The following is a 14,220-nucleotide window of genomic DNA, read 5'->3' as shown; positions in this document are numbered from 1 at the left end:
TCATGTCAGAATCTCCGGTCCGCTGCGCGGGCTCCCCGGTGGCGGGAAGATGGGGCTGGGTCGTCCGGCAAGCCGGTTGAACTGTGATGCCTTGCGAGCTCGGATGTCAGAATGGCGATGGGGGTCTGCTGCGGGACTACGGTTTGTGTCCGGGCGGTCGGTTTTGACCGCGAGAACACGTGTGTCAGTTTCTTCACTTCCCTGGACCCCTCCGGGCGGCCCGTCCTGGTCGGTTGACTGCGGGAGCGGATGTGACGACGAAATCCGAAGCGCACGATGAGGTGCTCTACCTGCGTGCCGCAGGGGTGGATGTGGGCAAGCGGTTCGTGGTGGCCTGCGCGCGCACCCCGAACCCGACCCGCTCCGGGCGCTGGGAGCTGGAAACCGAGCGGTTCGACACGATCCCGCGCGAGCTGCGCCGCCTGCGCGACTGGCTGATCGAGCGCCGGGTCGAGGTGGTCGCCCTGGAGGCGACCTCGGACTACTGGCGGGCGGTGTTCTACCCCTTGCAGGACGCCGGGTTGAACCTGATGCTGGTCAACCCGGCGCACCTGCGCGGCATCCGCGGGCGCAAATCCGATCCGTCGGACGCGGCATTCCTGGCGCGGGCGGCCGCCTCCGGAATGGTGCTGGCCTCCTTCGTGCCGGCGCGCTCGATCCGGGAACTGCGCGATCTGACCCGCCGGCGCACCGAGGTCACCGCCGACCGGGGCCGGGAGGTTCAGCGCCTGGAGAAGGAGCTGGAGGACACCGGCATGAAGCTGACCGCGGTCCTGTCCAACGTGGTCGGCGTCTCCAGCCGCCGGATCCTGAACGCCTTGATCGACGGCGAGCGGGACCCGGCCCGGTTGGCCGACCTGGCCGTGCACACCGCCCGGGGCAAGATCCCGGCCCTGATCGAGGCGTTGCAGGGTAGCTTCACCGAGCACCACGCCTTCATGTGCCGCCACTACCTCGACCAGATCGACCACCTGGCCGCGGTGGTCGCCGCCCTGGACGCGCGCATCGCCGCGCTGGTGCGCGAACACGACCAGGACATCGCCCGCCTCGACTCGATCCCGGGGATCGGGCGCGCCGCCGCCGAGGTCATCATCGCCGAGACCGGCGGGGACATGACCGCGTTCGCCACCGCGGGGCACCTGGCCTCCTGGATCGGGGTGTGCCCGGGAATGCACGAGTCGGCCGGGGTCGCCAAGTCCGGGCACACCCGGCACGGCAACGCCAACCTCAAACGCATCCTGGGAGTCGCCGCGATGGCCGCGATCAAAAAGAGGGACTCCTACTACACGGTCTACTACCGGCGCATCGCCGCGCGCCGCGGCCGCCAGCGCGCCCTGGTCGCGGTCATGCACAAGCTCGTCATCGCGATCTGGCAGGTGCTCACCCGCAAGATCCCCCACCAGGACCTGGGCGCGCACTACTTCACCCGACACGATCCGGCCCGAGCCATACGCCAGATCACCAGACAAGCCAACGCCCTCGGGCTGACCGTCCGATTCGATCCGATCGCAGCGTAACCACACACACGACCAGCCACCTCCTAAGCTGCGGGTTCCGTTCATCTTCGTGTCAGGTCAGGCAGCCAGCCGCTTGACCTTGGCGGCCGAAGCGACCGCAGAGACAACGATGCCGTCCGGCCCGTATGGCTCGAACGGCAGCAGGTCCACATCGGCTCCGTACCCTTTGAGATACGGCATCCAGCGCGGATCGGTCCTTCCCGAGGAGAGGATCCGCCAAGCGGATCCAGTCGGTTGGACCGGCTGCCGTTTCATCCGCCAGCCGAGTTCGATCAGCGGCCGGTCGGCCTTGACGTGGTTGCACCTGCGGCAGGAGGAGACGACGTTGTCCCAGGCGTGCCGACCCCCGCGCGAACGCGGGATCACGTGGTCGATGCTCGTCGCCGGGGCGTCGCAGTACACGCAGCGCCCGGCGTCCCGGGCGAAGATGGCCCGTCGGGTGAGCGGCACGCCGCGGCGCACCGGAACCCGGACGTAACGGGTGAGTTTGACCACCGAGGGGGCCGGCAGTTGGAACGCCGCCGCGTGCAGCGGGGCGCCGGTCTCTTCGAGGGTGACGGCCTTCTGGCTCAGGACGAGGACCACCGCGCGCCGCTGCGGGACGACACAGAGTGGCTCGTAGGAAGCGTTAAGGACCAGCGAGTGTGGCACGGGTGCCTCCTCCTATCAGCGCCCGGCGCGTGGCTCGCACCGGGCTCCGGGTACCCGACGGGAGGGTGGCGCGATGCTCGAAAGGCGTCGAGCCCTGCGGGCGGTACGGCCATGACGGAACCATGGCCCATCCGCCGAGCAGCAGGCTTGCCAAGCCTGACCGCGGCCGCCCGTCGTCGGGCGTGTATCAAGTGTGGCTGTCTGGGTTGTTCCCGCGCCACCCTGTTTCCACGCGACCTGCGGGAATTCGCCGATTGGTCACCGGAGGTTCCCGACTAAACACCATGAATCGGGCCAGGTGCCCGGCCGGTGGCCGTCGGCACCGCACGATTGGGCTAACGTCGGACCGTCCTGATCCGCTCTCGCCCGAAAGGATGATCCGGACGTTGTCCGCGTTCGCCTCTCCGGTACCCACGGCCCTCACGCTTCTCGCAAACCGCCCCGCCAAGCTCGCCGCGCCGTCGCCCTCCGTCGGACCGTCGCAGGAGCCGGTGACCGCCGACAGCGTCGGTCACTGGTTCTCGATACACGCCTCCCTGCTGATCAGCCACGGCGCGCAGATCGGCACGATCGTCGCGGCCTGCCTGGTGCTCCGTGCGCTGACCAAGCGGTCGATCAACCGGGTCGTGCACCACGCGGCGAAGGCGGCCGAAGGCCGCACCGGCCGGCTGCTAGGCGGCGCCGGCCTGATGGCGGGAGAGCGCACCCGGCAGCGTACCCAGGCGATCGGCTCGGTACTGCGCTCGTTGTCCAGCGCGATCATCTTCACCGTCGGCGGGCTGATGATCATCTCGGTGCTGACCATCCCGATCACGCCCATCCTGGCCTCCGTCTCGGTGGTCGGCGTGGCGCTCGGCCTCGGCGCACAGGGCCTGATCACCGATTTCATCTCGGGCATCTTCATGATCTTCGAGGACCAGTACGGCGTGGGCGACGTGATCGACGCCGGGACGGCCAAAGGCACCGTCGAGGAGGTCGGCCTGCGCATCACCAAGCTGCGCGACGTGGACGGAGTGATGTGGTACGTGCGCAACGGCTCGATCACCCGGGTCGGCAACAAGTCGCAGGGCTGGTCACGCGTGGTGGTGGACGTGCCCGTCGCATACACCGAGAACGTGACCAGGGCGCGCGAGATCATGTCGCTGACCGCTGAGGAGCTTTACGCCGACGAGGCGTGGCGTGACCGATTCTTCGAGGGCAAGCCGATGGTGGTCGGCCTTGAGTCGCTGGACGGCGCGTACGTCGTCATCCGAATACAAGCGCGAACCGCGCCGCAGAAGGACTTCGAGGTCGCACGCGAGCTGCGTGCCAGGCTCAAGTCCGCACTAGACACCGCCGAGGTACAGGTCGCCTCTCTGAAGTAACAGAAGCAATAGAAATAGTAGAAGTAGTAGAAGTAATGACGAAACGCTCTAAGTGCCATGCAATAGCGCACGACACGGCGTAACGTTCACCCGATCGGCAGCATTTACCCGATAATAAGACTTCTTATACCATACGGCTCAATCCCGGCGCACGTGCTATTTCCGGCCTGCGCACGGACAACCGCGCCAGCGTGTTCGCTGACGCCGAGTTGCACACCCTGATCGTCACCGCATCCGCGCGGTACCGGTCGTCCGACCATCCCAGCGTGATTCCGGTCGGCGCGGTGGTCACCCGGCGCTGCCGCAACAGCGGGCTGCCACGCCGCACGCCGAGCAGGTCCGCCTCCGCCACTCCGGCGGTTACCGCGTCGATCCGGTAGTCGGCATGCGCGTACAGGAACCCCAACTCGGTGAGCCGCTCGGTGACCGATCCCGACGTGAGATCCATCGCGAGTATGTGGTCTGCGACGGTGCTCGCGTACAGCGTCCGCTCCACCATCACCGGTGCGCCGTCGAGCAGCCGCAGCCGCTGCAAGTCGAGCACCTCAGCGCCGGTCGGCGCGTTCAGCCGCTGCGCGTCCGCGACCGTCACCCGGCGGATCCCCGCGTGCAGCACCCGCGCGGTCGGCACGTGGCCCTGGCTGACCGCCCACATGGCGAAGCTCTGCATCTCGGAGAAGCTCTGCGTCGGCACCGAGCCGACCACCGTACGCCGGGCACCCTGCCGGGTCGCGACCACGCCCTCCTGCTCCAGCAGCGCGACGGCCTGCCGTACCGTCCCGCGCGCCACCCCGTACTGGCTGACCAGATCACCCTCGGAGGGCAGCACCGAGCCCACCGGATACTCGCCCCGATCCACCGCGAGGCGCAGCTCGTCGGCGATCTGCCGGTAACGCGCGGGCACGCCGGGTCCCCCTGCCAGTGTCTGATCGGCTCATGTCTGATCGGCTCAGGCTGTGCGTTGGACGACGCGATGATAACCCCGAACGCAGTTCCCTGCGTCCAACACCCATCAGAACTCTGCCGGATCAGACCCAGGCCTCGACCAACGCGACGCGCCGTGCCGGCCCCGCTCCTCAAACACCCCGGCCCGGCGCGCCGAGATCCACATCAGCGCGCAGAATCGAGTACGAGACCATGTCGCGCCAGGCCCCGCCCCGGAAGCACGAGCCGCGCAACACGCCCTCGCGGGTGAAGCCGGCCTTCTCCAGCGACCGCTGCTCGGCGATGTTGGCGATCTCGGTGCCCGCCTCGATCCGGTTGACCTGCGTGTGCAAGAACAGGTACTCGACCATCAGCCGCTGCGCCCGCGTGCCGTACCCCTTCCCGCGCTCCCTGGCCAGCAGGCCGATGCCGATGTTCCAGCTGAACGACTTCGGCCCGGTCACCATGCGGTGCCAGCCGACGTCCCCCACGTAGACGTCGCCGGACTCCCCCACCTCGTCCGGCGCACCGTCGCGGACGATGGCGAGCTTGCCGCCGTTGTCGTTGATGAACCCCTCGTCGAACCGCTTGCGCATGCGCCCCGTGCCGGAGTAGCCGTAGAAGCCGAACTCGGAGGCGTCCACCGGATCCTCGTAGAGCCGCTCCAGCAGCGGCAGATCGGACTCGACCACCGGCCGCAGCCGGATAACCTCGCTCATGCCAGCACCTTACCGACGTGCCCACTCGCCCGCACCGCGCGGCCCGCCCGGAGCGCACGACGTCCAACCCGCAGCCGCGCGACGATCAACGGAGGCTGCCGTGCCCGCGCCCGTGCCCGGACCCAAGTCCAACCGCTCCATCCCCTCAGCGACGGTGATCCCGGTCCTGATCTATCCCGATGTGCGCGCCGCGGTCGCCTGGCTCGAAGCGGCGTTCGGCTTCGCCGAACGTGTCCGGATCGGCGAGGACCACCGGGCGCAGCTCGCATTCGGTGACGGCGCCGTGATCGTGGGCGACGTGCGACACGACCGCCGACCGCCCCGCCCGGGCGAGGCCACGCATTCCGTCATGGTGCGCGTCAACGACGTGGACACGCACTGTGAACGCGCCCGGCGCAACGGCGCGCGGATCACGATGGAGCCGACGGACTTCGAGTACGGCGAGCGCCAGTACCACGCCGAGGACCTGGCCGGTCACCAGTGGACTTTCTCCCAGACACTCGCGGACGTCGCGCCGGAGGAGTGGGGCGGAACGTCCATCGTGCGCGACTGACCTGCACTCACCCGTGCGCCCCACGGTCAGGGCCCAGCGCGACTGACCAACTTTCTTATGCGACGAACTTCCGGCGCGGGACACCAGCGGCACCATGCCTATGCGTACGCCCATTCCCGCTTCCGTGCGAGTGCGCACGCCCACCCGGCCGGCCGCGACGCAGCGCCACCCGCCCCCGACGCGGGATCCAGCGCGGCACCGCGTTCCGGTACTCCCGATAGGAGTCCCCGAAACGCCGCTCCAGCCTCGGCTCCTCATAGCCGATGACGAACAGGTGGAAGAAGACCGCCATCGCCCCTGCGTACGCCAATACACGCAGGGACGTCCACAGCCACGCTTCTCCTAACACGACAAGCAGCGCGGAGATGTAGATCGGATTACGCACCCGGCGGTGCGGGCCAGCCACAACAACCCGCGTCGGCGCGTCCCACAACCCCGGAGTGCCCCGACCCACCGCCGCGAAGTTCCATACGCACCACACGTACAGCGCCGCCCCGGCCGCGATCACCGGTGCCGCTTCCCACGCGGTCACGGCCGGGGAGTGCCCATCATGCGCAGCGAGCCGCCACGGCGCCCAGACGCCGCCCAACCCCGGCACCACCAGGGTGAACACGACGTTGCGGACGATCAGGCTCCAGGTACGCGCCATCTTCGCTCATCACTCCCTCCTTCGCTGATACCCACACTCTGTGCAGTACAGCGCAGCGCATCAACAGCTCAGTTGGATGCCTGTACGACTGCGACGTACGGCGAAGGAGGAATGTGACGCGCGATCACTTCATGATCACTGCATGCGTCGGCGAGAAACGCGCCGCACGAGCAACCCGCCGGCAAGCAGCAAACCCGCCCCTGCGGCGGCCCACGGGCCGAGCGAGACGCCGGTCTCCGCGAGCGACGGGGTGACCACGGTGCCGCTCGGCGAGATGGCCTGCCCCGAGGAGTTGACCGTCCCGATCGTCGTGCCGCCGCCGGTCTGCACGACCGACCCGGGCGGCGGGGAGGGGATCGCGGCGCAGTCGGACCAGAAGACCTTGAACTTCGCCTCGCCGTGCTCGCCGGTGAAGTTCCAGACCAGCTTGTAGTGCCCGGCGGGCAGGCTCATGACCACGGAGTGGCCCGCGCCGTTCGACAGCGTCATCGAGCCGCTCTTCACCTCGGCGTGCCCGGTCGGCGGCTGCTGCCTGATGAGCCAGGTGATCTGCTGCACCGGGTCGAAGTTGAAGGCGTCGAGGTAGAACCGGCACACGTGCGGCTGATTGCGGTGGTCGACGAAGAAGGTCCCCACCGCGTGGATCTTCACATCGCCGTTGTCGCCCGGGATCGTCTTGGCGGCGCTCGCCGGGGCCGCGGCGGCGAAGCCGAGCAGCGTGGTGACCAGCGCCGCGAGCAGAAACGTCAGACGGCGTCTACCGCCGAATGAGGTACGCATAGGAACCACCGTTTCATGATTAATTCATAATGAATGGGCATATCTGCATCCATTCGTATCCCACGGCGGTCCCGTCACCCCGTTCTGTCACTTGGACAGCCCTGACGCGGTGTCATATTTCACTCGTTCGCCACACGCAGTCGCCGACCGATGCCGACGATGCGATTTGCAACGCTCGTACCGGGGCCACCGCTCGCCCCACAGGAAGGCACCGGTACGGACGCGGCGGCGCGGGTGCGCTCTTGCGCATGCGCGGTGGCGACGCGAGCGTGACGTATGTCAGTGATCTGTGATCATTCGCGAGTCGACGCGGAGACGGAGGGTACTGTGATGGGGAGTACAGCGATGCGGAGTACCACGATGGGGAGTACAGCGCGGCGGGCCCTCGGCACCGCGATCGTGCCACTGGCCCTCGCGCTCGGATCGTTCGTCATCTCCGGCCCCGCGGCGGCAAGCATGAGCGTGGCCTGCCACGTCACCTACACCGTGCTCGGTCGATTCCCCGGCGGCTTCTACTCGTCGATCGCGATCACCAACACGGGAACCGCTCCCATCAACGGCTGGACGCTCGCCTTCGACTTCGGCGGCGACCAGAAGATCAGCGTCGCGTGGGGAGCCACCGCGGCTCAAACCGGCAGCGCGGTGACGATGACCGCCAACTCCTATGACTCGTCGATCGCGCCCGGCGCCACGCTGAACGAGGTCGGCATGGAAGGCACCTGGACGGTCAGCGACGCGTCGCCGACCGAGTTCACGCTGAACGGCGGCGCCTGTACCTCATAACCGATCGAGTCCGGAAGACCGAACCACGCGAGCACGTCCTTCTCGAATCGCGTCAGGGCACAGATCCCGTCGGCGGCGACCGCGAGGACGAAGAGGCCGACGGCGTGGCTGATTCCCTCGGATGCGCGCACGTAAGCCCCGAACGCCGGTTGGCCGTTCGCCCTGGTCGGCACGAGGTCGAATCGCCGACCCGAGCCCAAGATGCTCGCGAAGAAGCGGGCCGCGGCATCACGGCCCTCGTATTCGAAGGGCATCGGCGGCATGGAGGTGAAGACGTCGTCGCTCAGCAGGGCAACCAGCGCGTCGAGATCCGCGGACTCGTACGCACTGACGAACCTCGCCACGAGCGCGTTCTCGGCCGGCGAGCCGCCGAGGGGAGAGCGTTCGCGGTCCGCAGCCGTCGGTCGCCGGCGTTCCAGACCGCTGCGCGCCCGTTTGAGGGCGCTGGTGACCGACTCCACGGTCGTGTCGAGCATCTCGGCGACCTCGGCCGCGTGGAATCCGAGCACGTCGCGCAGGACGAGAACGGCGAGCTGACGTGGTGGAAGCACTTGAAGCGCGGTGACGAAGGCCAGCGAGATCGCCTCGCTCTGCTCGTAACGAACCTCGGGGCCGGGCGCAGGCACGTCGATCACCCCCTCAAGGAGCGAATCGGGATAGGGCTCAAGCCAGACGACTTCGCCGAGCCGGGTCGGCGCGGGCGGCTCCACCCCCGGCACGTCCCACTCCTTGGCCCGCCGCCGGCCAGCCGCGCGACGCTCGTTGAGGCACCGATTGGTGGCGATCCGGTACAGCCAGGTCCGTAGCGAGGCCCGCCCCTCGAAGCCCGCGAGTCCCTGCCAAGCGCTCAGCAACACGTCCTGCAGAGCGTCCTCGGCGTCTTGGAAGGACCCGAGCATCCGATAGCAGTGCACCCGCAGCTCGCGGCGGTATGGCTCGGTGAGCTCACCGAACGCAGCCCCGTCGCCGGCCCTGGCCCTCGCCATCAGGTCGATCGTTGCCTCTGCCATCTCGGCCCGCGTCACCCCAACGCCTCCTCGTTCTCACGCCACGCTGCCCATCGAGCTGTCCCAGCCCTGTACAGACACCGATCGAGGGCCGAATTGGGCGGTCCGCGGGCGCCCAGTTTCCCGGCGGCGCGACCTCTGTACCCGTGACCGTGAAGCCACGAGTGGAAGAAGACGCGAAATGGGAAAGCTCATCGTCACCACCAACAGCTCGCTCGACGGGGTCGTGCAGGACCCGGACGGCAAGGAGGGCTCCCCGCTCGGCGGCTGGTTCGGCCGGTTCGGGGCCGACGACCTTGCGCAGTGGACCGAGGTCGAGACCGCCGAGACCCTGAACGCGGAAGCCCTCCTGCTGGGCCGCAGGAGTGACGAATGGTTCGCCGCGCGCTGGCAGTCACGCACCGGCGAGTGGGCGGACAAGTTGAACTCCATGCCCAAGTACGTGGTGTCCTCCACCTCGAAGCAGCCCGAGTGGTCCAACTCGACGGTCCTCACCGGCGACGTGGTGGGCGAGGTCGAGAAGCTCAAGCAGGGCATCGACGGCGAAATCCTCGTCTACGCGAGCTACCAGCTCGTCCAGACGCTGATCGAACACGACCTCGTCGACGAGATTCGCCTGATGATCTTCCCCGTCATACTCGGGGACGGAGCGCGCCTGTTCGGCCGGACCAGCGACAGGAAGGCGCTGCGCCTCGTCCGTACGAGCACCGTCGGAAACGGCCTGACCTTCGTCGCCTATGAGGTCGTGCACGCCGTCTAGCCGTGGCCCTCGCGGCACGTCCACGCTGAATCAGTCTGGGATCTTCCGGAATTTCCGGAAGATCCCAGACTATTCGCAGGAGGAGCATCGGCAGCCATGCCTCAAGACTCTTCATGCCTGCTGGCGAGAGAGCAGCCGGACACGGCCGCATGATCGCAGTTTGCGATACCAAACGGCCGGCCGGCAGCGCTTACACAGTTACACGGTGACGGTCTCCCGATCGGCCATCCCGGAGCGGGCCGCCGCATCGAGAGTCGTACGGACCGTCCTCACGACCCGCTCCGCGGTGAGGTCGTAATGCGCGACGAGGTGCTCCTGGTTGCCGACCTCGTCGACGAACTGATCCGGCATGCCCAGCCGCAACACTCGTATGGGCGCCCTCTCCGCGAGTGCTTCGGCCACCGCGCCGCCGAGGCCGCCGCTGCGCCAGTGCTCTTCGAGGGTCACCACGAGCGTGGCCGGTCGCGCCGCGGCCACCAGTGTCTCGGTGTCGAACGGCCGCAGCGTGTGCATGTTCAGCACGGTTGCCTCGATGCCCTGCTCGGCAAGCATGTCCGCTGCGGCGAGGCAGGCGAGCACCGGGTACGGGCCACAGCTCACGAGCACCACGTCGCCGCCCTGCCGCAGCGTCTGTGCCTGCCCGATAATCGGTGGCGGAGCCGCGGGCAGCTCCGGGGTCGGCTTGCGACCGAGCCGGACGTAAAGCGGTCCGGCCAGGTTCAGGCTCTGCTCGACGAACGCTTCCGTGGCGGCGGCGTCGGCAGGCACCACCACGGTCATTCCGGGCAGCACCCGCAGCACGGCGAGATCTTCCAGGGCCTGGTGCGTCGGACCGAGGTGGCCCGCGGCCAGACCGCCGTGGGTGGCCATGATGCGGACCGGCAACCGGTTGTAGGCGATGTCGATCTTGATCGCCTCCAGCGCCCGGGACGTGGCGAAGGCGGCCATCGTGTTGACGAACGGGATCCGCCCGCACGCGGCCATCCCGGCGGCTATGCCCATCAGGTTGTGCTCGGCGATGCCGAGGTTGAGGTACTGATCGCCGGCCGCCGCGACGTGGTCGGCGCCGAACAGGCCGGTGTCGGAGTCCAGGCAGATCAGCTCGGGATGCCGGTCCAGTGCAGAAAGCAGGCCGTCCCGGTATGCCTCTCGGGTCGCGCGGCTCATCCGGCGGTCTCGGTGGCTCGCAGCGCGTTGATCGCCCGCGCGTGGTTTCGCGGCGACAGCGTCACGTAGTGGCTGGCGCTGCGGCCGGCCAGGAACGGGAGCCCCTGGCCCTTGACCGTGCGGGCGATCAGCACGCTCGGCTTGCCCGGTTCCCACGGCGCGGCGCCGAGATGTTCCGCCAGCCGGGCCGGGTCGTGCCCGTCCACGTCGCGGACCGCCCATCCGAAACTGCGCCAGCGCTCGGCCAGCGGTTCCATCGGCGCGATGCCCTCGGTGGCGCCGGTCAGCTGCAAGCCGTTGCGGTCCACCACGGCGATCAGCCGGTCCAGGCGCAGCGACGCGGCCGCGATGGCCGCCTCCCAGACCGAACCTTCCTGGAGTTCGCCGTCGCCGAGCAGGACGAAGGTGCGCGAGGCGCGGCCGGCGTAGCGGGCGGCCAGCGCGAACCCGCAGCCCAGCGCGAGTCCGTGGCCGAGCGACCCGGTCGGCAGCTCCACGCCGGGCACGGCGCGTACCGGATGACCCATCAGCCTGCTGCCGGGCCGCCCGTATCCGGCCAGTTCCCCGACCGGAAAGAAGCCCCGCTCGGCCAGCGTCGCGTAAAGCCCCACGGCGGCGTGGCCCTTGCTGAGCAGGAAGCGGTCACGTTCCGGGTCGTCAGGCCGGTCCGGGTCCACGTTCAGCACCGAGAAGTACAGCGCGGTGAGCACGTCGGCGCAGGAGAACGCGCCGCCGAGATGACCGCCCTCGGGCCCCGCGCACATGTCGACGACGTGCGAGCGGATGCGTGCGGCGACCGAGTCCAGCGTGTCCCGCTCCAGGAGCGGCGTGACGGTCATGACGCCGCCTTCGCGAGCGTGGCCACCATGTCGCCGTTCGCCCACACCTTCTCGAAGGCATCCGCGTACCGGGCGAGAAGCTCACCCGACCCCGGATTGAGGTGGCGCTTCTGGATGGTCAGGGAGTCGGCGATGACCGCACGGGCCACCGGATAGCCCTCACCCGCGACCGTTGCGGGCGCGCCGGTCACGGACCACGGGTATCCCGCGCCGAAGCCGATGCGGTCCACGAACACCTTCTGGTCGGGCAGCGGCATGAGCTGGTACTGGGACATCGGCACGCCCTCGGCGCGCAGCAGCCGCCGCAGAGTCGAGCGCAGGGCCTCCGGCCGCACCCCATCCGGACCGACCGTGTCCAGACCGAACGCGGCAGGGTCGAACCGGAACCGCAGGATGTGCCAGACATGCGTGGTGCCCGGCAGCGCGGTCGGCACTTGCAGGCCGGGCAGCTGCGCGAGCCGCGCGAGGAACTCGGTGATGTTGCGCTGCCGAGCGCTCTCGTATTCGTCGAACCGGGCCAGCTGCGCGCCGGTGAACGCGGCTTGCAGGGCGTTCATCTTGTGGTTCCAGCCCAGGCCGTAGGACACGTAGTCGCGGTCGCGGCCGGCCTCGATCACCTCGCCGAACTGCCTGCCCCGGCGCATCGCCTCGGCCAGCTCGGCACTGCCGGTCACCAGCAGGCCGCCTTCACCGCAGGTGGGAATGTTCTTGGTGACCTGGAGACTAAACGCGCCGACGGCGCCGATCCCGCCGACGGGTCGCCCGCGATGGGTCGCCCCGGGAGCCTGCGCGGCATCTTCGAGCACGGGGATGCCGTGCCTGTTCGCGATCTCGGTGATCCGGTCCATGTCGGCGGGCGCGCCGTGCAGGTGCACGGGAATGATCGCCGCGGTCCGGTCGGTGATCCGGCGCTCCACGTCGTCGGGATCGATGTTGAAGGTGACCGGGTCGATGTCGGCGAACACGGGCACGGCCATCTGGTGGACCGGTGCGAGCCCGGTGGCGATGAAGGTGAGCGCGGGCACGATCACCTCGTCCCCCGGCCCGACGCCGAGCGCGGCCAGCGCGAGGGACAGCGCCGCGGTCCCGTTGGACACGGCGACGCAGTGCTCGAAGCCGAAGCGGCGCGCCCAGCTCTCCTCCAGGGCGGACACCGGGTTCACCCCGTCCGTGTCGGAGACCAGTCTCGCGCCGTCGAGCGCGTCGATGACGGCCTTGCGGTCGTCGTCCTCGACCAGCGGCCACTCCACGTGGCGCCGCTCCCTCGGCACGGCCGCCGTACCGCCGAATGCCGCCAGCTTGCTCATCGTTCTCCCGTTCACGAGATCGCAGTGTTCGACACCGGCACGTCTTCGAAAATGGACACGGCGGTTGAACCGCGGGCGGTCACAGTCGCGCCGCTGCCGCGCCGACGGCGTCGACCGCGCGCGCGTACTTGCCGCGCAGCACCGTGGCGTGGTGCGCGATGTCGGCTGAGGCCGCACGGGGGTCTTCGAGCCCGTGCGCGCCGGTGAACCGCAGTCCGGTCCACGCGTGCGCGACGGCTTCGACCGCGCGTCCGGCGCCGGCGAGTGCCGGATCGCCCCATTGCCGGCCGCAACTGCGCAGCAGTTCGCCGTGCAGTGCGGCCTGCGCTTGCATGCCCCAGCCGAACGGATAAAGCTCACGCAACGCGTCGGCGTCGCCGGCCCGGCACCGGTCGAGCAGTTCCGCGGCGAACTCGTCGTATCCGGCCAGTCCGGTACGGGCACGGGCGTCTGCGGCGGGGTCGGCCGTGTTGGATCCGACTGCTGTGTTGGATCCGGCTGCCGGAGTGGATCCGACCGCGGTGAAGGCGTCGACGTCGGTGTGCAGGAAGCCGCCGAGCAGTTCGGGAGTCAGCGGCGCGGGTGGGGCGTCGAGGCGGACATCGAGGCAGCGCCTGCCGATCCGTGAGTCGCTGAAGAACGCGTCCTGGACGTCGGTCGGGTTCGCCGAACCCCAGCTGCGCAGGAACTCCTCGATCGGGACGGCGCCGCGGAACGCGGGCGGCATCGCGTCCGAGACGTACACCACCCCGCGGGTCTCGTCCAGGCCGTAGACCACCACGAGGTGCGCGGCGTGCACGTCGCCGTACGCGGGCCGGAACGGCAGATGGAAGTTGTCCACGGCGGCGATGACCAGCCGGTCGTCGGCCAGCGTCTCGCGCACCTCCCGCCAGACGTCGTTCTCGTCGGCGGGCTGCCACCAGCGCGAGTGCAGTTCGTGGTGCGGGGCCAGGGCGGCGCCGAGGTCGGTGCCGCCGGACTCGTTGGCCGGGCACGGGTAGTAGAACTCTTCGGACCTGACATCGCCAGGCAGGTGCAGGAACCGCCAGCCCGCACCGAGTACGGACAGCGGATCGGCGCCCGCTCGCGCCAGCAGCGAACCGAACGTGGATTGCAGGCAGCTGACGAGGTCGCGGTACCACAACTCGGGTTCCGGCCCGGTGATCATGTACGTCCGTGCCGTCATCTCGACGGTCATTG

14 protein-coding genes and 1 pseudogene are annotated in these 14,220 nt (G+C 69.0%); 5 read left to right on the top strand and 10 right to left on the bottom strand.

All coding sequences use genetic code 11. The annotated features are described in order from the left end of the window. The first annotated feature begins 251 nt into the window (after nt 1–251). Nucleotides 252–1,517 (top strand): IS110 family transposase, encoded by a 1,266-nt coding sequence (locus VGS97_RS04045; RefSeq protein WP_326851812.1) that lies wholly within the window; start codon nt 252–254, stop codon nt 1,515–1,517. A 57-nt stretch (nt 1,518–1,574) separates the two neighbouring features. Here VGS97_RS04045 and VGS97_RS04040 read toward each other — a convergent pair whose 3' ends face one another. Continuing rightward, nucleotides 1,575–2,168 (bottom strand): HNH endonuclease, encoded by a 594-nt coding sequence (locus VGS97_RS04040; protein WP_326851811.1) that lies wholly within the window; start codon nt 2,166–2,168, stop codon nt 1,575–1,577. Nucleotides 2,169–2,554: 386 nt separating this feature from the next. Here VGS97_RS04040 and VGS97_RS04035 point away from each other — a divergent pair, with 386 nt between their 5' ends. Continuing rightward, complete coding sequence (locus VGS97_RS04035) at nt 2,555–3,532, top strand: mechanosensitive ion channel family protein (RefSeq protein WP_326851810.1); 978 nt, start codon at nt 2,555–2,557, stop codon at nt 3,530–3,532. Between the two features lie 124 nt (nt 3,533–3,656). Here VGS97_RS04035 and VGS97_RS04030 read toward each other — a convergent pair whose 3' ends face one another. After that, nucleotides 3,657–4,436: a GntR family transcriptional regulator gene (locus VGS97_RS04030; protein ID WP_326851809.1), complete on the bottom strand. Its 780-nt coding sequence runs from the start codon at nt 4,434–4,436 to the stop codon at nt 3,657–3,659. 172 nt (nt 4,437–4,608) lie between these two features. Continuing rightward, the gene (locus tag VGS97_RS04025; protein WP_326851808.1) at nt 4,609–5,175 is read right to left on the bottom strand and encodes a GNAT family protein; all 567 of its coding nucleotides are present in this window, start codon (nt 5,173–5,175) and stop codon (nt 4,609–4,611) included. A 100-nt stretch (nt 5,176–5,275) separates the two neighbouring features. Here VGS97_RS04025 and VGS97_RS04020 point away from each other — a divergent pair, with 100 nt between their 5' ends. Continuing rightward, nucleotides 5,276–5,728 carry a VOC family protein gene (locus VGS97_RS04020; RefSeq protein WP_326851807.1) on the top strand — a complete coding sequence of 151 codons (453 nt, stop codon included), beginning with the start codon at nt 5,276–5,278 and terminating at the stop codon, nt 5,726–5,728. A gap of 55 nt (nt 5,729–5,783) precedes the next feature. Here VGS97_RS04020 and VGS97_RS04015 read toward each other — a convergent pair whose 3' ends face one another. Together VGS97_RS04015 and VGS97_RS04010 are read right to left on the bottom strand one after the other, a co-directional pair. After that, nucleotides 5,784–6,377 carry an isoprenylcysteine carboxylmethyltransferase family protein gene (locus tag VGS97_RS04015; RefSeq protein ID WP_326851806.1) on the bottom strand — a complete coding sequence of 198 codons (594 nt, stop codon included), beginning with the start codon at nt 6,375–6,377 and terminating at the stop codon, nt 5,784–5,786. A 135-nt stretch (nt 6,378–6,512) separates the two neighbouring features. Continuing rightward, a complete protein-coding gene (locus VGS97_RS04010) occupies nt 6,513–7,157 on the bottom strand; it encodes a hypothetical protein (protein WP_326851805.1) in 645 nt (214 codons plus the stop codon). Between the two features lie 276 nt (nt 7,158–7,433). On the opposite strand from VGS97_RS04010, the pseudogene VGS97_RS04005 reads away from it, so the two are divergent. Next, a pseudogene (locus VGS97_RS04005) lies at nt 7,434–7,871 on the top strand (cellulose binding domain-containing protein); the annotation flags it as partial. On the opposite strand, the gene VGS97_RS04000 reads toward VGS97_RS04005, so the two are convergent. Continuing rightward, complete coding sequence (locus VGS97_RS04000) at nt 7,820–8,950, bottom strand: sigma-70 family RNA polymerase sigma factor (protein ID WP_349261969.1); 1,131 nt, start codon at nt 8,948–8,950, stop codon at nt 7,820–7,822. The pseudogene VGS97_RS04005 and the gene VGS97_RS04000 overlap by 52 nt on opposite strands. 178 nt (nt 8,951–9,128) lie before the next feature. Here VGS97_RS04000 and VGS97_RS03995 point away from each other — a divergent pair, with 178 nt between their 5' ends. Beyond that, nucleotides 9,129–9,707 carry a dihydrofolate reductase family protein gene (locus VGS97_RS03995; RefSeq protein ID WP_326851803.1) on the top strand — a complete coding sequence of 193 codons (579 nt, stop codon included), beginning with the start codon at nt 9,129–9,131 and terminating at the stop codon, nt 9,705–9,707. A gap of 198 nt (nt 9,708–9,905) precedes the next feature. Here the strand turns inward: VGS97_RS03995 and VGS97_RS03990 are convergent, their stop codons facing one another. The 4 genes from VGS97_RS03990 to VGS97_RS03975 form a co-directional block, all read right to left on the bottom strand. Continuing rightward, nucleotides 9,906–10,874 carry a transketolase family protein gene (locus tag VGS97_RS03990; RefSeq protein ID WP_326851802.1) on the bottom strand — a complete coding sequence of 323 codons (969 nt, stop codon included), beginning with the start codon at nt 10,872–10,874 and terminating at the stop codon, nt 9,906–9,908. Beyond that, a complete protein-coding gene (locus VGS97_RS03985) occupies nt 10,871–11,713 on the bottom strand; it encodes a transketolase (protein WP_326851801.1) in 843 nt (280 codons plus the stop codon). Before VGS97_RS03985 ends, VGS97_RS03990 begins: the two co-directional genes overlap by 4 nt. After that, nucleotides 11,710–13,020 (bottom strand): DegT/DnrJ/EryC1/StrS family aminotransferase, encoded by a 1,311-nt coding sequence (locus tag VGS97_RS03980; RefSeq protein WP_326851800.1) that lies wholly within the window; start codon nt 13,018–13,020, stop codon nt 11,710–11,712. Before VGS97_RS03980 ends, VGS97_RS03985 begins: the two co-directional genes overlap by 4 nt. A gap of 79 nt (nt 13,021–13,099) precedes the next feature. Further along, a complete protein-coding gene (locus VGS97_RS03975; protein ID WP_326851799.1) occupies nt 13,100–14,218 on the bottom strand; it encodes a BtrH N-terminal domain-containing protein in 1,119 nt (372 codons plus the stop codon). Between the last annotated feature and the right edge of the window lie 2 nt (nt 14,219–14,220).

The organism is Actinocrinis sp. (assembly GCF_035946395.1).
Lineage (GTDB): Bacteria > Actinomycetota > Actinomycetes > Streptomycetales > Catenulisporaceae > Actinocrinis.
The sequence above is the reverse complement of the archived record's forward strand: the minus strand, read 5'-3'. Positions and strand labels throughout refer to the sequence as shown.

Bases quoted from the DNA above. Each gene is read 5' to 3' on its own strand.
- VGS97_RS04025 (WP_326851808.1), bottom strand. From the start codon at position 5,175: ATGAGCGAGGTTATCCGGCTGCGGCCGGTGGTCGAGTCCGATCTGCCG.
- VGS97_RS04015 (WP_326851806.1), bottom strand. From the start codon at position 6,377: ATGGCGCGTACCTGGAGCCTGATCGTCCGCAACGTCGTGTTCACCCTG.
- VGS97_RS04010 (WP_326851805.1), bottom strand. From the start codon at position 7,157: ATGCGTACCTCATTCGGCGGTAGACGCCGTCTGACGTTTCTGCTCGCG.
- VGS97_RS04000 (WP_349261969.1), bottom strand. From the start codon at position 8,950: ATGGCAGAGGCAACGATCGACCTGATGGCGAGGGCCAGGGCCGGCGAC.
- VGS97_RS03995 (WP_326851803.1), top strand. From the start codon at position 9,129: ATGGGAAAGCTCATCGTCACCACCAACAGCTCGCTCGACGGGGTCGTG.
- VGS97_RS03990 (WP_326851802.1), bottom strand. From the start codon at position 10,874: ATGAGCCGCGCGACCCGAGAGGCATACCGGGACGGCCTGCTTTCTGCA.
- VGS97_RS03985 (WP_326851801.1), bottom strand. From the start codon at position 11,713: ATGACCGTCACGCCGCTCCTGGAGCGGGACACGCTGGACTCGGTCGCC.
- VGS97_RS03980 (WP_326851800.1), bottom strand. From the start codon at position 13,020: ATGAGCAAGCTGGCGGCATTCGGCGGTACGGCGGCCGTGCCGAGGGAG.
- VGS97_RS03975 (WP_326851799.1), bottom strand. From the start codon at position 14,218: ATGACCGTCGAGATGACGGCACGGACGTACATGATCACCGGGCCGGAA.